The 22,626-nt window shown below is 35.4% G+C and carries 23 protein-coding genes; 10 read left to right on the top strand and 13 right to left on the bottom strand.

Annotated elements, in window-relative coordinates; all coding sequences use genetic code 11:
- Positions 1–62: 62 nt before the first annotated feature.
- Positions 63–2,123, top strand: a complete 2,061-nt coding sequence (locus AC3IS6_RS04925; protein ID WP_489163935.1) for a M13 family metallopeptidase — start codon at positions 63–65, stop codon at positions 2,121–2,123.
- 48 nt (positions 2,124–2,171) lie between these two features.
- On the opposite strand, the gene AC3IS6_RS04920 is transcribed toward AC3IS6_RS04925, so the two are convergent.
- The 3 genes from AC3IS6_RS04920 to hemB form a co-directional block, all read right to left on the bottom strand.
- Positions 2,172–2,618 (bottom strand): GyrI-like domain-containing protein, encoded by a 447-nt coding sequence (locus tag AC3IS6_RS04920; protein ID WP_489163934.1) that lies wholly within the window; start codon positions 2,616–2,618, stop codon positions 2,172–2,174.
- Between the two features lie 74 nt (positions 2,619–2,692).
- Positions 2,693–3,094 carry a c-type cytochrome gene (locus tag AC3IS6_RS04915; protein WP_489163933.1) on the bottom strand — a complete coding sequence of 134 codons (402 nt, stop codon included), beginning with the start codon at positions 3,092–3,094 and terminating at the stop codon, positions 2,693–2,695.
- A 1-nt stretch (position 3,095) separates the two neighbouring features.
- Positions 3,096–4,088, bottom strand: coding sequence for a porphobilinogen synthase (gene hemB, locus AC3IS6_RS04910; protein ID WP_489163932.1), 993 nt, complete (start codon positions 4,086–4,088; stop codon positions 3,096–3,098).
- Between the two features lie 320 nt (positions 4,089–4,408).
- On the opposite strand from hemB, the gene AC3IS6_RS04905 reads away from it, so the two are divergent.
- Together AC3IS6_RS04905 and AC3IS6_RS04900 are read left to right on the top strand one after the other, a co-directional pair.
- Positions 4,409–5,041, top strand: coding sequence for a hypothetical protein (locus AC3IS6_RS04905; RefSeq protein WP_489163931.1), 633 nt, complete (start codon positions 4,409–4,411; stop codon positions 5,039–5,041).
- A 3-nt stretch (positions 5,042–5,044) separates the two neighbouring features.
- Positions 5,045–6,859 (top strand): hypothetical protein, encoded by a 1,815-nt coding sequence (locus AC3IS6_RS04900; RefSeq protein ID WP_489163930.1) that lies wholly within the window; start codon positions 5,045–5,047, stop codon positions 6,857–6,859.
- A 56-nt stretch (positions 6,860–6,915) separates the two neighbouring features.
- On the opposite strand, the gene AC3IS6_RS04895 is transcribed toward AC3IS6_RS04900, so the two are convergent.
- The 10 genes from AC3IS6_RS04895 to hemA all read right to left on the bottom strand — a co-directional run bounded on the left by AC3IS6_RS04895 (position 6,916) and on the right by hemA (position 15,759).
- Positions 6,916–7,803, bottom strand: coding sequence for a fructose bisphosphate aldolase (locus tag AC3IS6_RS04895; protein WP_489164911.1), 888 nt, complete (start codon positions 7,801–7,803; stop codon positions 6,916–6,918).
- Between the two features lie 54 nt (positions 7,804–7,857).
- Positions 7,858–8,799, bottom strand: coding sequence for a DUF4421 family protein (locus tag AC3IS6_RS04890; protein WP_489163929.1), 942 nt, complete (start codon positions 8,797–8,799; stop codon positions 7,858–7,860).
- Between the two features lie 400 nt (positions 8,800–9,199).
- Complete coding sequence (gene tnpA / locus AC3IS6_RS04885; RefSeq protein ID WP_489163928.1) at positions 9,200–9,661, bottom strand: IS200/IS605 family transposase; 462 nt, start codon at positions 9,659–9,661, stop codon at positions 9,200–9,202.
- 116 nt (positions 9,662–9,777) lie between these two features.
- Entirely contained in the window at positions 9,778–10,689 is a 912-nt protein-coding gene (gene hemF, locus AC3IS6_RS04880) for an oxygen-dependent coproporphyrinogen oxidase (protein WP_489163927.1), read from the bottom strand.
- On the bottom strand, positions 10,679–11,230 hold the full coding sequence (locus tag AC3IS6_RS04875; protein ID WP_489163926.1) for a GNAT family N-acetyltransferase: 552 nt from the start codon (positions 11,228–11,230) through the stop codon (positions 10,679–10,681). Before AC3IS6_RS04875 ends, hemF begins: the two co-directional genes overlap by 11 nt.
- On the bottom strand, positions 11,230–11,610 hold the full coding sequence (locus AC3IS6_RS04870; protein ID WP_489163925.1) for a hypothetical protein: 381 nt from the start codon (positions 11,608–11,610) through the stop codon (positions 11,230–11,232). Before AC3IS6_RS04870 ends, AC3IS6_RS04875 begins: the two co-directional genes overlap by 1 nt.
- Positions 11,611–11,695: 85 nt before the next feature.
- Positions 11,696–12,721 (bottom strand): uroporphyrinogen decarboxylase, encoded by a 1,026-nt coding sequence (gene hemE / locus AC3IS6_RS04865; RefSeq protein WP_489163924.1) that lies wholly within the window; start codon positions 12,719–12,721, stop codon positions 11,696–11,698.
- 90 nt (positions 12,722–12,811) lie between these two features.
- Positions 12,812–13,477, bottom strand: coding sequence for a uroporphyrinogen-III synthase (locus tag AC3IS6_RS04860; RefSeq protein WP_489163923.1), 666 nt, complete (start codon positions 13,475–13,477; stop codon positions 12,812–12,814).
- Complete coding sequence (gene hemC, locus AC3IS6_RS04855; protein ID WP_489163922.1) at positions 13,477–14,400, bottom strand: hydroxymethylbilane synthase; 924 nt, start codon at positions 14,398–14,400, stop codon at positions 13,477–13,479. The genes AC3IS6_RS04860 and hemC overlap by 1 nt, the downstream gene beginning before the upstream one ends.
- 108 nt (positions 14,401–14,508) lie before the next feature.
- Positions 14,509–15,759, bottom strand: coding sequence for a glutamyl-tRNA reductase (hemA, locus tag AC3IS6_RS04850; protein ID WP_489163921.1), 1,251 nt, complete (start codon positions 15,757–15,759; stop codon positions 14,509–14,511).
- 227 nt (positions 15,760–15,986) lie between these two features.
- On the opposite strand from hemA, the gene AC3IS6_RS04845 reads away from it, so the two are divergent.
- From AC3IS6_RS04845 to AC3IS6_RS04815, 7 genes are all read left to right on the top strand, one after another.
- Positions 15,987–16,859, top strand: a complete 873-nt coding sequence (locus tag AC3IS6_RS04845; RefSeq protein ID WP_173964474.1) for an AraC family transcriptional regulator — start codon at positions 15,987–15,989, stop codon at positions 16,857–16,859.
- A gap of 210 nt (positions 16,860–17,069) precedes the next feature.
- On the top strand, positions 17,070–18,089 hold the full coding sequence (hemH, locus tag AC3IS6_RS04840) for a ferrochelatase (protein ID WP_489163920.1): 1,020 nt from the start codon (positions 17,070–17,072) through the stop codon (positions 18,087–18,089).
- An 8-nt stretch (positions 18,090–18,097) separates the two neighbouring features.
- On the top strand, positions 18,098–19,114 hold the full coding sequence (locus AC3IS6_RS04835) for a PDDEXK nuclease domain-containing protein (protein WP_489163919.1): 1,017 nt from the start codon (positions 18,098–18,100) through the stop codon (positions 19,112–19,114).
- Between the two features lie 3 nt (positions 19,115–19,117).
- Complete coding sequence (locus AC3IS6_RS04830; RefSeq protein ID WP_489163918.1) at positions 19,118–19,666, top strand: CopD family protein; 549 nt, start codon at positions 19,118–19,120, stop codon at positions 19,664–19,666.
- 130 nt (positions 19,667–19,796) lie between these two features.
- Positions 19,797–21,212 (top strand): ATP-binding protein, encoded by a 1,416-nt coding sequence (locus AC3IS6_RS04825; RefSeq protein WP_264526368.1) that lies wholly within the window; start codon positions 19,797–19,799, stop codon positions 21,210–21,212.
- A 10-nt stretch (positions 21,213–21,222) separates the two neighbouring features.
- Positions 21,223–22,005: an enoyl-CoA hydratase/isomerase family protein gene (locus tag AC3IS6_RS04820; protein WP_489163917.1), complete on the top strand. Its 783-nt coding sequence runs from the start codon at positions 21,223–21,225 to the stop codon at positions 22,003–22,005.
- Positions 22,006–22,152: 147 nt separating this feature from the next.
- Positions 22,153–22,551 carry a hypothetical protein gene (locus tag AC3IS6_RS04815; protein ID WP_489163916.1) on the top strand — a complete coding sequence of 133 codons (399 nt, stop codon included), beginning with the start codon at positions 22,153–22,155 and terminating at the stop codon, positions 22,549–22,551.
- Positions 22,552–22,626 lie beyond the last annotated feature (75 nt).

Raw genomic sequence — 22,626 nt, 5'->3', positions numbered from 1 at the left:
TTAACATGACGTTTGGAATAATTACAATATGTTTGTGTATATACTAAAAACTACAAAGAAAAATGATTAAACAATTACGAAAACCAATGTTTTGTGTTGTTTCTGCAATGGTCACCATTACCGCAGTAAACGCCCAAAGTACAAAACCAAAAGAACCGGGTATCAATCTTTCTAATATGGATACCAAAGTAAGTCCAAAAGAAGACTTTTTCCGTTATGTAAACGGAACCTGGTTAGATAAAACGGAAATTCCAAGTGATAGAAATTCATGGGGAAGTTTTAATGAACTACGTCAAAAGACGGATAACGATGCACTTGCAATCTTAAAAGAAGCTTCGAAAGATCCTAAGTACAAATCAAATACAGATCAGGGTAAAGCAATTGCTTTGTTTAATACTATTTTAGATACTGTCGGACGTAATAAAAGAGGGGTAACACCACTTCAGCCTACGTTAAAGAAGATCGATGCCATTAAAAACGTAACGGATCTGCAAAATTTCTTTATCGAAATGCAGCCGCAGGGAGGTGTTGGTTTCTTTGGTGTTTTTGTTGGTCCGGATGCTAAAAACAGTAATAAAAACACGGTTAACTTAGGTCCTGGAGGTTTAGGACTTTCGGATAAAGATTATTACAATGCCGATGACAAAGATTCAAAAGAAAAACGTGAAAAATATGAAATACACGTTGCGAGAATGTTGCAGTTTATTGGTGAATCTCCTGCAAAAGCAAAAGAAAGTGCCAAACAAATTCTGGCTTTAGAAATTGAATTGTCTGCTCCAAGATTAGACCGTGTGGAGCGCAGAGACCGTAGAAAACAATACAATCCAACAGCGATTGCCGATTTAAAAAAGAATACGCCTTCGATTCAATGGGAAAAATATTTTACCGGAATTGGAATGTCGAAGTTAGATAGCGTCAATGTAGCGCAGCCACGTTATATGATCGCTTTGGAAAAAACATTATCTGAAAAGAAAGTAGAAGCCTGGAAAGAATACTTAAAATGGTCTATACTTAACAGAACAGCCTCTACTTTGAGTACAGACATCGAAAATGCTAATTTCGATTTCTACGGAAAAACATTAACAGGAGCTTTGAAACAACGCCCTCGTGAAGAAATGGCTTTACAGGTAATTAATACTGCAACGGGCGAAGCCTTAGGAAAATTGTATGTAGAGAAGTTATTCCCTGCTGAAGCAAAAGACAAAGCAAAGAAAATGATTGCGAATGTAATGCTGGCTTATGAAAACAGAATCAATGCATTGCCTTGGATGTCACAACAAACAAAAGTAAAGGCAATAGAAAAGTTGAAAAAACTTACCGTTAAAATTGGCTACCCTGATAAATGGAAAGACTATTCTGCTTTAGAACTTAAAAATGTTGGAGAAGGCGGGACTTATTTTGATAATATGAGAAGTATATCAAAATGGGCTTATGCTGAAAATCTGGCCAAATTAGGAAAACCGGTTGATAAAACAGAGTGGGGAATGTCTCCGCAAACGGTAAATGCCTATTTCAATCCATCTTACAACGAGATTGTTTTTCCTGCAGCGATCCTACAGCCGCCTTTCTACAATTACCAGGCTGATGAAGCGGTGAATTATGGTGGAATCGGAGCGGTAATCGGACATGAGATTTCTCACGGATTTGATGATTCAGGTGCACGTTACAATGCAGACGGGAATCTTGTAGACTGGTGGACAGCTGATGACCTAAAACAATTTACAGCTCTTGGAGGTGCTCTTGCAGCACAATACAGCGCTTTAGAGCCTTTGCCAGGAATTCACGTAGATGGTAAATTTACTTTAGGTGAAAACATTGGAGATTTAGGTGGAATAAATGCTGCTTACGACGGTTTACAGTTGTATTTGAAAGCAAATGGTAATCCGGGCTTAATTGACGGATTTACACCAGAACAGCGTTTCTTTATTTCCTGGTCTACGGTTTGGAGAACTAAATCAAGAGACGAGGCTATAAAAAGTCAGGTTAAAACTGATCCGCATTCTCCTGGAATGTACAGAGCTGTTGTGCCAATTCAAAATGTTGATGCTTTTTACCAGGCTTTCGATATTAAAAAAGGAGACAAAATGTATATTGATCCGGATAAAAGAGTTAAAATCTGGTAATCTTAAAACCATAAAAAACGGCGCTAATTTAGCGCCGTTTTTGTTTTTTTATGAAACTGCAATAAATATTTCTACTGTTGCATCTTGGGGGTTTTGAGCTTTGTCTCCATAAACTTCGTAGTCAGCTGTGAAACTTCGGTTCAGTCCGGAGTCCCAAATTTCCAGCCATTTATTAAAAACAATTCCATCGTTTAGATTTCCTTGCGTGATGAATTTCTCATACACCGCCGTTTCAATTGTTTTTCCCACCATTTCCTCCGGAATCGTATCGAGGTTTTCAACACGGCAGCCCAGAATGGTGGTATAAGGTTTAGTATGATCTTTTTCGTAGTCTGTATACACACAAAAAATGTCTTCCGAAACCTTATTCGGGATCTTTCTCAGAATTCCTTCAGAGATAAATTGGTTCCAAAGCGCCGGAATATCTGTTCCCGATTGGCCATTTTCGTTAGTCGTTCTTATTGAAATACCAATAACATTGAATTTTTGTTCCATCTTACTTGTTTTTTGTTAAGCTGTAAAGGTAAAATGACGCAATGACAACAGTATGTCAGCAGAAAGCAATTATTTTACTTTAAATGGCTGTAAATATAAGTCTCAATGGCTTTTAATTCCTCATCCGACATGGCCTGCGTTACCGGAAAGTTAGTTTTCATAACTGCAAACTGACTAGGGTCAACTATAGGTTCGGCATTTCCTTTTAAGAAGGTAATAATATCTCCATTTTTGTCTTTGTAGATTTTGGCTATTTCCTGAATACTAGGGCCAATTACCTTTTTGTCCGGTTGATGGCAGGAGAAACAATTTCCCTGTCCTTCAAAAATTTGTTTTCCAAACTCTGCTGGAGTTTTGGCTTTTGCTGTTTCTCCTTCCGAATAGGCTTCTGTTGTATTTTCAACAGGAGTTTCAACAGTTTCTTTTTTACAGGATGCAAACGCTAAAACGGCTGATAAGAATAGTATTTTTTTCATATTATTTGTTTAGTAAGACTGCTGCTTCTTTGGCAAAGTAAGTCGAGATAATACTGGCGCCTGCGCGCTTAATGCAATATAGTTGCTCTAACATGATTTTGTCGTGATCAAGCCATCCTCTTTCTGCTGCGGCCTTTACCATAGCGTACTCACCAGATACCTGGTAAACGGCAACCGGTACATGAACGGCATTTTTCACCTCACGAACGATGTCCAAATAAGCAATTCCCGGTTTTACCATAACGATGTCGGCACCCTCTTCAACATCTAATAGAGCCTCACGAATTCCTTCAATTCGGTTGGCGTAATCCATCTGGTATGTTTTCTTGTCTTTCGGGATATTTTGAGAATCTACGGGAGCAGAATCTAAAGCATCGCGAAATGGTCCGTAAAATGCCGAAGCATATTTGGCACTGTAACTCATGATTCCCACATTGTGATGTCCGTTTTCTTCCAAAGCTTTTCTGATAGACAATACACGCCCGTCCATCATATCACTTGGTGCGACAAAATCGGCTCCGGCTTCGGCATGGCTTAAACTCATTCGCGTTAGGGCATCAACGGTAGGATCATTAAGAAGTTGTCCGTTTTCGATAATTCCGTCATGACCATAAATCGAGTAAGGATCCAAAGCCACATCAGGCATTACAATCATTTCAGGAACGGCGTCTTTAATAGCACGAATGGTTTGTTGCATTAAACCGTCTTTGTTCCAGGCTTCAACACCTTTATTGTCTTTTAAATGATCACTGATTTTTACATAGATGTTTACCGCTTTGATTCCTAAATCCCAGGCTTCTTTTACTTCTTTGATGGTATTGTCTAAGGAATGACGGTAGATTCCCGGCATTGAAGGGATAGCAACTTTTACATCTTTTCCTTCAGTAACAAACATTGGAAGCATAAAATCCTGAGGACTTAAACTGGTTTCACGAACTAAAGAACGAATGGATTCATTGGTTCTCAAACGGCGGTTTCTTTGTAATGGGAACATAAAAATTTAGATTTTAGATTTTAGATTTTAGATTGCAGTTGATTTCTTCGAAATCTGATGGAGAATCTTAATTTCTAAAGTGTATTGTTTTTTATTTTTTTGAAGATTGTGTACTTTTTAATAAGTGGCACAAAGTTAAAGAAAAAGGAACAGAATAAGGCGTTTAGCATGCTGTAGAATCCGTTAATATTATCTAAAAATTTGCAGAATCTTTTCGTTTTATCTCCGTTTATGAAGTTTAAAAAATATTTGAAAGATGAGGATTTAGAATTAACCCGCAGGCTATGGTTTTTTTGGATATTTACCTATAAATTTGTCTGATGAAGAAATTTCTCGCATTATGCTGTTGTTTACTGCTGACAAGCTGTTTTGAAATAACAGAAAGAATCAAACACCACGACGACCAAAGCGGAGAATATACGCTGATGGTCGACTTTTCGAAATCATGGTTTAAGACAAAATCGGCCATGTGGATGGAAGAGGTTGATGGCGTAAAAATCCCAAATGAGCAGGAAATCACCAAAAAGTTGGAAGATTTTAAAGCCAAAGCCTTAAAAATTGATGGTATTACAAATGTAACAACCAAAACTGATTTTGATCAATATGTTTTTATTATCAAACTTAATTATGCCAATTTGAAGGCGCTTAATGCCGTTGTCAACACCATCAACAATCAAAGTAATCAGATTCATTTTAGCAGTAACGCCAAAAGTTTTGAGAGAATTGCGTTTTATCCTGTTCCCGAAAAAATTGTAAAAGACCCGAAGAAAAAAGAAGATTTGGAAGCAGCGAGTATAACAGCAATTTATACTTTTGATAAAGATGTTCAGGCGGTAGCGAATCCGAACAGTAAAATTTCACAGAACAAAAAGACCGTTTTTCTTAAACAAAGCATGTACAGCGTACTTAAAAAATCGGCTTTGATGAACAATACAATCCAATTAACCCCTTGATTTATGAAGCAGTTTTATTTTTTATTTTTATTATTCGTCACGCATTTGACTTTTGGCCAGGTTGGTTCAAAACCATACGATTATTTTATACAGTTTAATGGGGATCAACTGTCCAAAAAAGTAAACATTGATCAGGTATTAAACCATTCGCTGATTCGTAAATACAAAGAAGGCAAAGCCAGTCTCGATCTGAACAAGTATGCCGCTCTTTTTAAATTGGATCAGAAGATAACTGTTCATGGTAACTTCACAGATAGTATCCCGTATTATCAGGTTACGATTCCTATTAAAAACAAAGAAGCGGTAAAACAGTTTTTAATTGAGGAACATAGCAGGAATAAAAACACAGATTCGGTTGAGGTTCCTGTAATTCAGAATTATGGTAACTATGCCGTTTGTACACCAAAAAATCAAAAGACATCTTTTGTATGGAACGATAATTACCTTGTATTGGTAGAATTGACTAAAAAGTACAAACCAAAATCATATGACTGGGAAAGTAGATCACAAGATTCTATCGCGATAGACGAACCTTATCAGGAAACTTCGACGCAAACGGTAGAAGAACCTGCGCAATCGGCTGAAGAGGCTGCGGCCAGTGCTGCAGAAGAAACGGAAGAAGCTGTGGCAGTTTCTAATGCTGATTATGAGAAAGAAGAGGCTGATTTTAATCTTTTGCAGGTGGAACAGCAAGGCCTTTTTATTAAGTCATTGTTTGAAAATGGATTTACCGCACCTGTTTCGGAGAAGGTAAGTGCTGCGGCTGATATTTCGTCTTGGCTGAACTACAGCTCAGCAATGACCAGTTTAAACTCGGCTTATGGTCTTTTGTCTAAGTTCGTGAGCTACAATAAGTTTTTACCCATGCAAAATAACGCGGCAAATATGGTAAAAGGAATTAATCTGGATTTTTATTTTGACAATGACAATGCGCGTATTGAGGAAGTGATTGAGTATGCCGAACCAATGGCGGCTATTGTTGGAAAAATGACCGATAGAAAGATCAATAAAAATATTTTTAATTATTTTCCGGATGAAAGACCTTTAGGATATATGTCCTATCATATTAATACTAAAGCAGCACTTGAAAAATTTCCAACCTTAGTGGCCGACTTATTTCAAAGTCAATATTTAGTAAAAGAAGATTTAACGGTTGTTACGGATTTAATTTCGACTATAGTGGATGAAGAGGCTACTGCAACGCTTTTTGATGGTGATTTAAGCATGTTTTTATACCACGTCAATGAAGTTGAGGTGACAAAGAAAGTGTATGGATATGACGAAAATTATGAAGAGAAGATAACAGAGGAAAAAGTGAAGAAGAGTATTCCATTATTTTCGATAGTGTTTACGTCAACACATCCAACTTTTGGTGATAAGTTAATTCAATTGGGACTTCGTAAAAAATTCCTGGAACAAAAGGGAGATTTTTATCAAATTCTGGGGACGAATGAGTATGGCACTATTTTTATCAAAAAGGATAAAGACGTGGTGTTGGTCGCCAATACTTTAGATTATTTTAATGATGGAAAAGGACTTTTTGTTAAAGAAGCAAAAAAAGATTTAAAGAAAAATTACATCTCCGGAAAAGTAAATTTCTCCAGAGCATCATTTGCTTATGACCATTCAGGTAATGTAAAAGAAAAAGAGTTAGTAAAAATGAAGCGTTTATCGGAGCAATTTAATGATGTAGTAATTCAGTCTCCTAAAAAACTGATCAATAATAAGTTGAAGTTTGAATTGAAGCTAAATGCGATAAAATCAGACAAAAACATCATTTTACAAACGCTGGATTTAGCGGAAGAATTGAGTAAATAATCTAAATTGTTTTTATAAAACTAAAGTCCCCGGAAAATCTTTTCCGGGGACTTTTTTTATAGTATTGATGCCTTATAAATGGCTTTAATTGATTTTTCGAGTTTCAAATTAAAATCTTCATCAGACTGACCAAAAGTTAATCCTTCAGACAATGCCCGTGAAAAGCTGGCGATCAATCCGTGATTTTGTGCCAGTTTTTGATTGGCTTCTTCCTGGGCATAACCGCCGGACAGTGCCACCACCCGAACCACATGAGGATCAGACATTAATTCTTTATAAAAGTTATCTACGGTTGGAATTGAAAGTTTTAGCATGATCTTTACCTCTTTATCCAGTGCGTTAAGTTGTTTGATGATTTCTGCTTTGAGAATTTCTTCTGATTTTTCTTTGTCAGTGCTGAAAATGTCTACTTCGGGTTCAATAATGGGTACTAGTCCTTTTTTAAATATCTGAAGGCCTACAGCAAATTGTTGCTCAACTACTTCGCGAATTCCTTTGGCATTGGTTTCTTTTATCACAGAGCGCATCTTGGTTCCAAAAACATTTCGTTCTACGGCGCGTGTTAATAATTCGTCTAAATTAGAAATAGGTTTCATCAGCTGTACCCCATTGGCAGGTTCGGCGAGGCCTTTGTCTACTTTTAAAAAGGGAACAATGTTTTTCTTTTCCCATAAATAATCGGCAGTCCATTGCCCGTCGATTTTGCGATCCATCGTGTTTTCAAATAAAATAGCACCCAGGATATAGGAGCTGTCAAATGCAGGGCTCTTAATAATACGGGTTCTCATCTCATGCACAAGGGTGTACATTTCTTCTTCAGTTGTGTAACTGCTATCTTGAACACCGTATTGTGCTAAAGCTTTTGGTGTACTTCCACCACTTTGATCTAAAGCGGCGATAAATCCTTTTCCGGTCTGCATGCGGTTCAATTGTTCTTTGTTCACATTTGCCATACTATTTTATTTTAGATTTTAGAATGAAGATTTTGGATTAAAAAATTACAAACCAATTTTCTGATTTACTTTATCGTAAACTTCTTTTATTTTTTTGGGTGGATCAAATCGGTAACCGGCAGAAAGTTTTAAGGTGGCAGTATTATCATTTAATCGTGGATTGACTTTATCGTCCTGAGCAAAACTTACTGTATTGATGCTTGCAAAAGCAAAGAAACGATCATTATTGTAGGCCAGTTTTAAATTAAAATCAGCTTGATACAGCGCAGATGAATCGCCGTCAATATCATTAATTCCAACCCCTAAAGCAATTCCGGCACCAATTAAAACGCGTTGACTAATTACAAAATTATAAAAATAGGAGGGTGCTATCGAAAAAACATAGATATCGGCGTTTGAAGAATCCGGTGTATTGTTTAGATTGAGATTGGTATAATAAAAAGAAAAAGTTGGAATAAAACTTCCGGAGCTTTTGGTCTGCCATTCGTTTTGGCTTACCAATGTTTTAAAAGAAAACTTAGGATTGAAAACATAAGCCGTAGATCCGCCAATTTTCGTGGTGCGCATATCGGGCAATTGTGCCATTATATTATCATCGCTGATATAAAATCCTTTCTGATTGATAAAAGTAAAGGACTGCATCCATTTTTTATAGTAAAAACGGGTATTGAAATTAAAATGCTTGGAATGGGAATCGCCTTTATTTTGGCTTAGAAATTTTGGAGCGAAACCAACAGAAACATCAATGATTTTATAATTCAGATTAAAACCAATCTGTTCTCTTCTATTTGGAGTAAGATTAAGAAATGTTTGTGAAGCCAGTGGGCCTGAAGCAATCTGAAAACTATTTGAAGTGTCTATATAATAAACGCTGCCGGTAATTTTATCGTTATAGGATTTAAAATAAGGATTCTGCAGTGAATCGTTTTGAGCAAAACACCCTAAAAAGCTTCCGAGGAATACGATATAAATCAGTTTTAAGTTCATTGGTTAAAAATTGCAATTATCTGATATTGATTCAGAATTTAACAAAGGGGAATTATTATTTTTTAATAGGTCACCCCTTCGGGGTTTAAAAACTAAATCTACAAAAAAAATCTAGAAAGATGTCGTCCCGTTGGGACTTGGTTATGTATTGTCTTGAAATATCTATAAATATGTCGTCCCGTTGGGACTCTGATATGGATCATTAAAAAAATCTAGAAAGATGTCGTCCTGTTGGGACTTGGATATGTATTGTTTTAGAATTTTTTTGAAGTATTGTGTTCGTTTTAGAATTCTATTATTTTTACAGAGCTCCGAAGGAGCGGCATATCTATAGAATATGAGTATTAGATTTTTTAAGCTCCAAAGGAGCGATATATTTATTGCGGTATGTTTGTATATATTATTCGTTAACATCATCAAATAAATATTCGTTTTTAAAATTAACGTTAAACGATTTCAAAAAACCGATATATTCTTCTTTGAATGTTTTTGCTTTGTGATGTTCTTCTTGATTTTCAATGTATCTTATAACATTTGTCAAATGGGAATGGCTATACGAGAAGGCTCCAAATCCATTTTGCCATTCAAATTTTCCATTAATCCATTTCCTGTCATTTATGAATTTTGAAGAATTTGCTCTAATATCTCTTACTAAGTCTGATATTGACCTATCAGGTTTTAATCCGATCAGAATATGAATATGATCCGGCATTCCGTTAATAGCAATTAGTTTTTTTTTATTGCTAATAATGCCGGTCATGTATTTATACAGTTCGTCTTTCCAATTTTTGGAAATCAGATTTTGTCGGCCTTTAACGGTGAAAACAATATGAATGTATAATTGAGAATAGGTGCTTGCCATACTAACAGATTTTTATAGATATCATCCTTATGGGTTTAAAGACTAAATCTACAAAAATCTATTCAAGGGGCGTTATTTTATGAAAGAAATTTTTTACAAAAAAAAACAAACAGAGTCTATTGTAATTCAATCCAGTCAACAGGGTTTTCCAATACCTGAATCAATTTTTCCTCAACGCTTCCGGCTTCTGCATGATGATCATAAACCCATTGCACGTGCGGAGGCAAACTCATTAAAATACTTTCAATTCTTCCGTTGGTTTTCAAACCAAACAAGGTGCCTTTGTCATGCACTAAGTTGAATTCGACATAACGGCCACGACGAATTTCCTGCCAGGTTCTGTTTTCTGGGGTATATTCCAGATTTTTTCTTCTTTCTACAATCGGAACATAGGCTTCAAGAAAACTATTACCAACTTCGGTTACAAAATTGTACCAGTCTTCCATAGACATTGTTTCATTTGCTTTGCAGTAATCAAAGAACAAACCGCCAATACCGCGGGCTTCGTTTCTATGTGCATTCCAGAAATAGGAATCACATTGTTTTTTATACTTAGGATAAAACTCCGGATTGTGTTTGTCACAAGCTATTTTACAGGTTTGATGAAAATGAATAGCATCTTCTTCAAACAAATAGTAAGGGGTTAAATCCTGACCGCCACCAAACCATTGCTCAATTACTTTACCGGCTTCATCGTACATTTCAAAGTAACGCCAATTGGCATGAACCGTTGGAGTCATTGGATTTTTTGGATGAAGGACTAAACTTAAGCCGCAGGCAAAGAAATCTGCTTCGCCTACATTAAACATTTTTTGCATGGCTTCCGGTAATTTTCCGTGAACTGCCGAAATGTTGACACCGCCTTTTTCGAAAACAGCGCCATTTTCGATAACGCGTGTTCTTCCTCCGCCACCTTCAGGGCGTTTCCAAAGATCTTCACGAAATTTTGCAGTTCCGTCAACCGTTTCTAAACCAGTACAAATCTGGTCTTGTAAGTTTTGTATGTAAGCGAAAAATTTATCCTTCATGAGTATTATATTCTGATTTGAGCAATCCAAAGTAAACAATATCTTCCAGTGTTCCGTCGCTGATTTTGAATTCTTCTCGTAATATTCCTTCTTGTTTAAAATGATGTTTTAAAGCAATTTGTTGACTTGCTTTGTTGATTTCTGAGGTACAGATGAATACTTTATTCATGTTTAAAGTATTGAAACAAAATTCTAAGGTTTCTGAAACTAGTTTTGAAGTAATGCCTTTTCCCTGATAATCTTCATCAATAAAATAACCTAATTCACATTTTGAAATGTGATAATCAATGTTTTTTACACATAAGTAGCCGATCAAATTATTGGTTTTGATATCTCTTGTGAAAAAGTAAAACCATTCTTTGTTTTTTTCTTTCTCTTGATTTACAACTATAAATTGCTTCGTTTTTTCTAAATCTAAACAATTTGCAAGTGTAACTGGAAATGTTTTTTCAATGTGACTTTTATTCTTATCGATGAGGTTAAAAAACTCTTCGGGAAGAATATTGTTAATCGTATCTGTTTTCCAATCTGTAAAACCCATTATGATCTTTTTTTGGCCGAAGCGATTTTAGTATTTATTGCAAATGAAAAAACGTTGCTTTCTTGTTGAATATATTGGTAAATGGCAAGTGCTTTTGCTGAAAAATCAAACTGTTTTTCTTGAGATAAATCGACTAAAATATCTGCAAATTGCTCCTGTTGATTCCAGTCTAAATGACATCTTTGTAGCAGAATGATTAATTCTCCTTCCGGTATTTCAATAATTCTTTCAAGACTTAAACCAAAGTTTTTTAGCTGTTCGTCGATTAGACTTATATCTTCAGCATTCCAAAACTTAGGAACAAAAATTAAGGCGCGTAACATTTTTAGAGTATTCTCTATTCTGATGCTTTCTTCGTCTCTTAATCCTTTGTTGAGCATTTTTTTAAGTTTTCGGTCTCAGTTTTCGGTCACAGTTTTCAGTTTGCTGACAGGTAACTGAAAACTGTGACTGCCAAACTGAATACTAATTTCCGTATTCTTTAACCGCGTCAATAAACGCTTTAGCGTGATCTACAGGAATATGTGGCAAAATTCCGTGACCTAAATTTACGATATATTTGTCTTTTCCGAATTCGTCGATCATTTCATGAACCATTTTTTTGATGGTTGGAATTGGAGAAAGCAATCTTGAAGGATCAAAATTACCTTGTAAAGTAATGTTACCACCTGATAAATAACGCGCGTTTCTTGGTGTACAAGTCCAGTCTACACCTAGTGCCGAAGCTTTACTTTTACCCATTTCGCCTAAAGCAAACCAACATCCTTTTCCGAAAACAATAACCGGAGTAACTTCTGCCAAAGCATCTACAATCTGATTGATGTATTTCCAGGAGAATTCCTGATAATCAACAGGAGAAAGCATTCCTCCCCAGGAATCAAAAATTTGAACAGCATCAACTCCCGCTTTTACTTTTTCTTTTAAGTATAAAATCGTGGTATCTGTAATTTTTTGTAATAAAGTATGCGCTGCTATCGGGTTTGAAAAGCAGAATCCTTTTGCAGTATCAAAACTTTTAGAGCCTTTTCCTTCAACGGCATAACAGAAAATTGTCCATGGCGAACCGGCGAAACCAATTAAGGGTACTTCGTTGTTCAGCATTTCTTTAGTCAGTTTAACAGCATCAAAGACATAGCCTAAAGTTTCGTTTACATCCGGAACAATAACCTGATTGACTTGTTCCATTGTGCGAATTGGATCAGGAATAATAGGACCTAAATTATCCTTTAATTCTACGTGAATACCCATTGCACGGGGAACAACCAAAATATCGGAGAACAGAATTGCAGCATCCGGAGCAATTCTGCGGATTGGCTGAACAGTAATTTCGGCAGCCAGTTCTGGGGTTTCACATCTGGTAAAAAAATCATATTTATCGCGTAAAGCTCTGAATTCAGGTAAATATCTTCCGGCTTGACGCATCATCCAAACTGGTGGACGTTGAACAGTTTCTCCTTTTAGTGCTTTTAAAAATAGGTCGTTTTTTAACATTGTTTTTTGCTTTAGGCTTTAAGCTTTAGGCTTTAAGCGGTGTTTATTTTTTGTGTTTGCTTACAGCCTAAAGCTTAAAGCATACAGTGATTATTTATATTCTTGCAAAACATCTTCAATGACATCTTCAACCGTTGGCTGATCTGCAATAACAATGTTTTTGGTAATTTTATGTAAAGCTTCAGCAGTGGTTTCTCCAATGCAAAAGCAGGTTTCCTTTTTAATGGTATTCTCTTTCAGATAACTTTCAACGCCAGAAGGACTGTAGAATAAAATAGCATCAACAGCAGTTTTTATTTTCTGAGGAGTCAATGAAGTGTCATAAACTTGAATTTCATTGAATTTTATCTCAGCATCTTTCAAGGCTTTCGGTAACGTTTCTCTACGCAGGTTTCCGCTGAAAAAAGTATAACTTTCGCTTCGATAGATTAAAGTAATGATTTCGGCTAAATCTGCGGCATATCCGGTGTAAGCGACAACATTGAATCCGTTTTCAGATAAAAGGATCTTCGTTTTTAATCCGACACAAAATACATTTTTATTTTTCAGCTCTTCTGATTTGGGATGCGATAGAATACTGTGAACCGCATTCTGACTCGTGAAGATTAAATTATCGTTGAGGTCTTTTATTTCGAAAGGTTTGTTCTCGGTTTGAATAAAATCAACTTCAATAACTTCAAGATTAGCAGTTGCTAAGGCTTGCTTTTGTTCAGTCGAGAGCTTTTTTGTAGATAATATTTGAATTGATTTACTCATTACTTTTTCAGAGATTCTTTAATAGTCTGCATCAATTCTGTTCCGCCGTTGTTAAGGATTTCCTGAGCAGCGAAGAATCCTAATTTTTTCCACTCTCCAATTTCAACGGTCTTGTTGATTTCCAGTTTCTGTTTTCCGTCAACTGAAAGTAAAATTCCCTGAAAGTGAAGTGTATCCTCGTTTTCGTTATAACGAACCAAAGCTCCGATTGGTGCTGTACAGCCACCCTCTAAAGTTCTTAAAAACTGACGTTCGATGTAAGTACAAATCTCCGTTTCAATATCATTTAATTGTGACAAAGCCTCTAAAGCATAATTATCGTTTTCCATTGCGACAACCATCATCGCTCCTTGTGCCGGTGCAGGAATCATCCAGTCTAAATCGATAAAATTTTCTGGTTTTAAGTTGATGCGCTCCAAACCTGCAGCAGCAAAAACAGCCCCGTCCCAGTTGTTGTCCTGCAGTTTTTGCATACGGGTATTTACATTTCCGCGTAAATCAACAACCGTATGGTTAGGATATTTGTTGAACCATTGTGCCTGACGACGCAAACTTCCGGTTGCAATTGTACTTGGATTAGCAAAATCAGGATTTCCTTTGTGAACTAAAATATCGAGAACATTGGCTCTTTCTAAAACTGCCGCCTGAACAATACCCTTTGGTAATGCAGTTGGTACATCTTTCATTGAATGGACGGCAATATCTACATCGCCATTAATCATGGCAACATCTAAAGTTTTGGTGAAAATTCCCGTGATTCCAAGTTCGTAAAGAGGTTTGTCAAGTATAATATCACCTGTAGATTTTACAGCTATAATCTCGGTTTTATACCCCAGATCGTTTAGTTTTTTCTCGACAGTATGTGCCTGCCAAAGTGCCAATTCGCTATCGCGAGTTCCAATTCTGATTGTTTTTTCTGCCATTTTTTGTTTCTTGAACCATATAAGTTATATAAGTAAATTTAACCAGTTTGCGTAAAAACATCAGTTTTATTAAATGAACTTATATAACTTAGATGGTTTAAATTTTATTTAAGATGCTTTTATCTTAAAGACTTTCTCGATCCATTCAATGCTTTCATCAACCATGGTATCGTCATCCTTTAAGTGATTGGCAAAATGAGTAGTGATTTTCTGAATGATTCGGTTACTGATAATTTCAGCCTGTTCTTCATTGAAATCAGCAATTTTTCTGCTTTGAAAATCTAATTCCGAGTTTTTAATCGCATTTAGTTTTTCTTTTAAAGCATTAATAGTAGGGGCGAATTTGCGGCCTTTTGTCCAGGTTATAAATTCTTCTTTAACTTCTTCAATAATAGCTTCGGCAGCAGGAATATGAAGTTTTCTGTTTTCCAGCGTTTCATCCGTCAATTGCGACAAATAATCCATATGAATCAAGGTCACACCTTCTAATTCCTCCACGTTTTCATTAACGTTTTTCGGAATGGATAAATCTAAAATCAACAAAGGTTTTTTAAGATTCAGGATTGCTTTGTCTACCGTTGGATTCTGAGCACCAGTTGCAACAACTACCACGTCAGCTTTTTGAAGTTCAAGATGTAATTCAGAATAATCCTTAACAATCAGATTTAGTTTTCCGGCTAGTTTCTCTGCCTTGTCTTTGGTACGATTGATTAAGGTGATGTGCTCATTTTTAGTATGTTTTACTAAGTTTTCGCAAGTATTTCTACCTATTTTTCCCGTTCCGAAAAGCAAAATGTTTTTGTTTCCGATATCTTCTACATTTTTAAGAATGTATTGTACCGATGCAAAAGAAACGGAAGTGGCTCCGGAACTGATTTCTGTTTCGTTCTTGATTTTTTTACTCGCCTGAATCACGGCGTTTACCAGTCTTTCCAAAAAAGCATTGGCTAAACCCATTGATTTCGAATGAGTAAAACTGGTTTTGATTTGAGAAATAATTTCAAAGTCACCTAAGATCTGACTGTCAAGGCCAGTTCCTACGCGAAACATATGATTAATTGCTTCCTGATTTTTATAAACGAATCCTACTTTTTGAAAAGCATCAACAGATCCGTTACTATTGTCGCAAATTAATTTTATTAATTGAAAAGGATGTTCTGCAAAACCGTAGATCTCGGTTCTGTTGCAGGTCGAAGTGACAATTAAACTTTCTATTCCCTCATTTTTAGCTTGTTCCAGCAAACGTGTTTTGGCAATTGCATCCAAACTAAATTGACCTCTGACCTCAGCATCAGCTTTTTTATAACTCAGACCAACTGAATAAAAATAAAGGTGTTTCGGTACGTTATTGTTTTCCATAAATTCACTTTCATAAAAGTGCAACAAAATTATCATTATAGTGTTTACAAAAGTAACGCTGAAAGTACTTTTTGTATCGCTACATGTTTTTTTGTTTCTAAACAACTGTTTTTATGCAAAAAGAAGTATTTTTGTAGCAAAATCAAGTTGTTAGAAATGTTTTGTTTAGAGTGATTCTAAATAACATTTTCCATTTACACTAATTTTTGTTTCAAAAAAATATCGCTATGAGTTCTCAGGAAATTATAAAAATCGAAGATGACTTTACGCTGATCCGTTTTCAAAACGACAGTTCAGAGCTCTTTTTGGGGCAGCACGAAGTAGGTAGTGGTCTGATACAGTTTCATTTCGGAATAAAGGGCAATGCCAAATTTTTATTCAATCAGGGGAGTTATGCCTTAGAATTGAAGGAAGAAAAATCGTTGCTTTTGTACAATCCGCAGAAAGAATTACCATTGAATTTAGAACTTTCTCCAAATTCCTGGGTCATTTCAGTAATCGTATCGATCAAAAAATTTCACGCGTTGTTTTCTGCCGAAGCAGATTATATTACTTTTTTAAGTCCTGATAATAAGGACAAAAAATATTACAACGAAGGAAATATTAGTCCCTCTATGGCTATTGTTCTGAGTCAGCTGTTTCATTACAACCTACATCCGTCAATAAAAAACCTTTATTATAAAGGAAAAGGATATGAATTGCTGAGTCTGTATTTTAACAGAACCGAAGATCCAAATGCAGAACAATGTCCGTTTTTGATTGACGAGGATAACGTTTTAAAAATAAGACGAGCCAAAGAAATTATCATTGCAAATATGGCTGAACCTCCGGGTTTGCAGGAACTGGCCGATGAAATTGGTTTGAACCTGAAGAAACTAAAAATGGGTTTCAAACAAATCTACGGCGATACGGTTTATGGATTTCTGTTTGATTATAAAATGGATTTTGCCCGAAAACTGCTCGATAGCGGTTCTTATAACGTAAATGAGGTAGGACTAAAAATCGGTTATAGCACAGGAAGTCATTTTATAGCGGCATTCAAGAAAAAATTTGCCACTACTCCCAAAAAATACCTGATGTCGATTAATGCAAATGTTTAGTTTTTTTGTGATGTAATTCACAAATTAACCCAAAAAGGATCTGTCTGATCTATTTAGGTATTATTCAATAAATCGATTTTCGATATCTTACAATAAACAAAAAGTAATAATTATCATATTTCTAAGAAGTAACAAACAATACTTTTGACGAAAATTTTAAAATCAAATAAAAAGCTTAAAGCCCAGAGCTTAAAGCCTAAAGTAAAAAACATGAAAGGCGTATTATTAGTAAACTTAGGATCTCCAGAAAGTCCGGAACCAAAAGATGTAAAACCATACTTAGACGAATTTTTAATGGATAAATACGTGATTGACGTTCCGTATTTATTAAGAGCTTTGTTGGTTCGTGGTATTATTTTAAGAAAAAGACCGGAAGAATCAGCACATGCTTATGCGAAAATATGGTGGGATGAAGGTTCTCCTTTAGTTGTCCTTTCTGAAAGAATGCAAAAAAAGGTTCAGCCTTTGGTAAATGTGCCTGTTGCTTTAGCAATGCGTTACGGAAGTATGACGATCGAAAAAGGACTTCAGGAATTACATGAAAAAGGTGTTACAGAGGTATTGCTTTTCCCTTTATACCCACAATATGCGATGGCTTCTACTTTGACTATTTTAGTAAAGGCAGAAGAAATTCGTAAAAAGAAATTTCCACAAATGACTTTTACTGATGTTCCCGCGTTTTACAATAAACCGGATTATATCAAAAACCTGGCTGATTCTATTCAGAAACATTTGGTTGGTTTTGATTATGATCATTTATTGTTTTCATACCACGGAATTCCGGAACGTCATATTCGTAAAACCGATGTGACAAAATCACATTGCAAAATTGACGGATCTTGTTGCAATACACCTTCACCGGCACATGATTTTTGCTACCGTCATCAGTGTTATGAAACAACCAGACAAGTTGTGAAGTTATTGGGGATTCCTGAAGACAAGTATAGCTTAACTTTTCAGTCACGTTTGGCAGGAGACAAATGGCTGGAGCCTTATACTGATGTTAAAATTGATAAGATGCCAGCAAAAGGAATCAAGAATTTAGCCGTTGTAACACCAGCTTTCGTTTCGGATTGTTTAGAAACTTTAGAGGAAATTGCAATGCGTGCCAAAGAAGATTTTGAAGCAAATGGCGGTGAGGATTTCTTAGCAATTCCGTGTTTGAATGACGATGATGAGTGGTGCCAGACAGTTGGAAATTGGATTAACGATTGGGCTTCGGTTAAATAAAGTTATCAATGGAAAACTTACCCGTAAATTATAGAGAAACGCTTCTTCTATTGAAAGAAAGAATAAAACTTGCTCAATATAGAAGTTTATCTATAGTTAATACTGAACTCATTTTAATGTATCTGGATTTTGGAAAAGTTCTTTCAGAAAAATTGAAATCGGGTTGGGGAGAAAGTATTGTTGATAATTTGTCTAAGGATTTACAAAGTGAATATCTTGGAGTTAAAGGGTTTTCTTCGAGAAATTTAAGACGAATGAAACTTATATATGAAGAAGTAGAACATAATCTAAATTGGACACAAGCTGTGTCCAAAATTCCTTGGGGTCATACAAATGTCATTTTCTCTAAATTAAAAGATTCTGAAAAAAGAAATTTTTATCTTCAAAAATGTCAAGAAAGAGGTTGGAGTAGAGCTGTTTTAGAAGAAGAAATAAAATTTGATAGTTTTGCAAAAAACAATAAATTTCAGAATAATTTTTCCAATACAATAACTGAAAATAAATTAATTGAATATCGTTTAGAATTCAAGGACGAATATAATTTGTCCTTTTTGAATATGGAAGATATTCATAGTGAAAGAGAATTAGAAAATGCAATTGTCAATAATATTACTAAAACATTAGGACAGTTTGGTAATGATTTCGCTTTTATGGGAAGGCAATTTAGACTTGAAATTGATGAAAAGGAATATTTTGTAGATATTCTTTTCTATCATAGAAAGTTAAAGTCAATGATAGCAATTGAGCTTAAAACCTCTGAATTTAAACCAGAACATAGTCAACAACTTAATTGGTATTTGCAATTATTAGATAAAACGATTAAATATCCTGAGGATAACCAAAGTATAGGAATATTGCTTTGTAAAACAAAAAGTAAATTAACCGTAGAATATGCTTTAGAAATGGCAAACAAACCTATCGGTGTGGCTACATACAATTATCGTCAATTACCTGAAAACATTGCTAAGTATCTTCCAACAGAAGAAGAGTTTGAAAAATTATTAGAATCTAATACTGATGTTTAATATATGGAATATTATAACTACTTAAAATCACTACATATTATTTTCGTACTAACCTGGTTTGTAGGATTGTTTAATATAGTACGTTTGTTTGTTTATCAAATTGAAGCCAATGATAAACCATCTCCTGAAAAGGAAATTTTGCAGGCACAATTTAAAATAATGAGCTATAGATTGTGGTATATCATTACATGGCCGTCAGCAATTTTGGCAAGTATTTTTGCTTTTTGGATGTTGTTTTTTACCGATTTAGGAAACGCCTGGCTCAAAATGCCATGGATGCACATTAAATTAGGTTTTGTTTTTCTTTTGTATTTGTACCATTTAAAATGTCATCAGATTTTTAAGCAATTACAAAACGATGAGATAAAATATTCAAGTAACTATATGCGTTTATGGAATGAAGGTGCGACAATTATACTTTTTGCGGTGGTTTTCTTAGTCGTTTTAAAAAGTGCTTTCAATTGGATTTTTGGCGTAGTTGGGATCATTCTATTTTCAGGCTTACTTATGCTGGGCTTTAAATTTTATAAAAGAATAAGAGAAAAAAAGTAATTAGTAAAAAGTGATTAGTAATTAGTTTTTAAACTTTTACTATTCACTAATAACTCTTCACTAATAACTAAATATGTTTAACAACTTCAAAATGTCGATGCTTTCGCTGCGTGTCAGGATTTTCCTGTCGATGATTGTATTGATTGTTGTGGCATCGTTTTTATTGGCTTCTATTTCGATTATTCAGTTTAAAAACGAAGCAAAAGAGTACCATCAGGAGCGTCTCGAACGTAAAGAAAATGCAGTAAAAGAACACATTAACTATGTGCTTTCCACCACAACCTATCCTTTAAAAACGGCCAATCTGGATCTGATTTTTAAAGATAAAATACACGAACTGGCTCAGATTCATAAAATCGAAATCAACATTTACAGTCTGGATGGGAAACTACTGAAATCCTCAAAGGAGTCTTTTGCGGTTGATAAAGTAGCGCCGCCAATTCCGGAATACATCCTGAAATTAGTGCGGTCTTCGATCGAAAAACGTTTTGTAGATATTAAAACGATTGATGGAGTTAAAAACAGATCCTCTTATAGTTTGATTAAAGATGAAAAGTTCAAGCCTCTCGGAATTTTGAATCTTCCATATTTAGAAGACGACGGCTATTACGACAATGAGCTGAATACCTTTTTGATTCGTTTAAGTCAGGTGTATTCCTTTATGCTGATTGTCGCTTTTGGACTCGCTTATTTTTTATCGACTTATATTACAAAATCACTAAAAACAATTTCGGATAAACTGGAAGAAACAAATCTGGACCAGAAAAACGAAAAGATTGTTTTAGAAGCAAACAGCAAAGAGGTTAACTTTTTGATCAAGGCTTATAACGGAATGGTTGACAAACTGGAAACCAGTGCCATAAAACTAGCCCAAAGCGAGCGTGAAGAAGCCTGGCGTGAAATGGCAAAACAGGTAGCACACGAAATTAAAAATCCGCTTACCCCGATGCGATTAACGGTGCAGAGTTTTCAACGCAAGTTTGACCCCACTGCGCCCGATGTAAAGCAAAAGCTAAATGATTATTCAGAGACTTTAATTCAGCAAATTGATACCATGACTGCAGTGGCCTCGGCATTTTCGAACTTTGCGTCGATGCCGGCACAACAAAATGAAACCTTAAATGTGGTGGAGGTTGTTGAACTTTCGTTAGATATTTTCAATGAAGATTATATTGTTTTTGAAAGTGAGGAAGAAGAAATTATTTCCAAAATGGATCGTACGCAATTGATACGGGTTATCACCAATCTCGTTAAAAATGCGACTCAGGCAATTCCGGAAAGCCAGTTTCATAAATCTATCGTCGTAACGGTGAAACGCAGAAACAACAATGTTGAAATTGCGGTAAAAGACAACGGAATCGGAATTCAGAAACAGGATATCAGTAGAATCTTTGAACCTAAATTTACTACGAAAACAAGCGGGATGGGGCTGGGACTCGGAATTATCAAAAACATTATCGAAAATTACAAAGGAACAATTACCTTTGAATCAACTTACGGAAAAGGAACTACATTTAGGGTTTCTTTACCGATAACAAACTCATAAATTAAGCATCATGAACTACGAAAATCTTTTAATCTCAATCGAAGAAAAAATTGCAACCGTAACCATCAATAGACCTACCAAATTAAATGCATTAAACAAAGCCACTATCAGTGATTTAAGTAAAGCAGTAAAATTGTTAGGTAAAAATGATGATGTTCGTGTTATCATTATCACCGGAAGTGGCGAGAAAGCATTTGTTGCCGGAGCCGATATTTCAGAATTTGCGAATTATACCATTGTAGAAGGAGCACAATTAGCTGCTGAAGGACAGGAAACATTATTTGATTTGATTGAAAATTTGAAAAAACCTGTAATTGCAGCCGTTAATGGTTTTGCTCTTGGTGGGGGACTTGAATTGGCCATGGCATGTCATTTTAGAGTAGCTTCAGACAATGCAAAAATGGGATTGCCGGAAGTAACTTTAGGATTGATTCCAGGTTATGGGGGAACACAGCGCCTGCCACAGTTAGTTGGAAAAGGACGTGCGATGGAAATGATTATGACTGCCGCTATGATTTCTGCAGAAGAGGCCAAACAATATGGTTTAGTAAATCACGTAGTAGCACAAGTGGAACTTTTAGAGTTTACTACCGGAATTGCTCAAAAAATTATTAAAAACGCTCCTTTTGCTATCGCTAAAGCTATAAAAGCTATAAACGCGAATTTCACAGATGGTAAAAATGGTTTTGATACCGAGATAAAATCATTCGGAAAATGTTTCGGAACCCAAGACTTTAAAGAAGGAACAACTGCCTTTTTAGAAAAACGTAAAGCTGAATTTACCGGGAAATAAATTTTTTCAAAACCGCTAAGACCGCAAGGATTTACGCAAGGTTCGCCAAGTTTTTAATTTTTCTTGTGTCCTTTGTGTAAATCTTAGCCAACTTTGCGGTAAAAGACTTAGAACCTCAACATCTCAGAACCTTAGAACCTTAAAAAAATGTACGAACCAATATTTGCCCTTTTTTGTGAACGAGTTAAAGAAAGCATCCAGGCGGGAACTTTCGCAAAATTGACTTTGGCCAAAACAATGGGAGATACCGAGATTAAGAATATTTATTTTCGTTTAGTTTTAAATGAAGACAATACCTTCTCTATTTCATTAACGACTCGTTATAAAACGGAAGAAATTGAAAGCATTCATGCGCTGGATGAAGCTTTATTGGTTTTAGGCTCTTATATCAAAAAACCATTTTTGACAGCACTTTTGTTTACCACAGATAATGATGTTACTTTCAAAGTAAATAAAAAGAATGCGGGAAGTATCATTGAGCAGGAACCTACTTTTAAGAACGCATCGCTAGTTATGCTGGAGATGATTGAGAAAGGGATTGTTTAAAGTATAATATTTATCGTTATGGTTATTTTTTGTTTGGACGGATTTTAATCCGTCCAAACGATAAATTCCCACAAG

Source organism: Flavobacterium sp. KH_035, from assembly GCF_057839565.1.
This window is presented reverse-complemented; position numbering and strand designations above follow the sequence as displayed.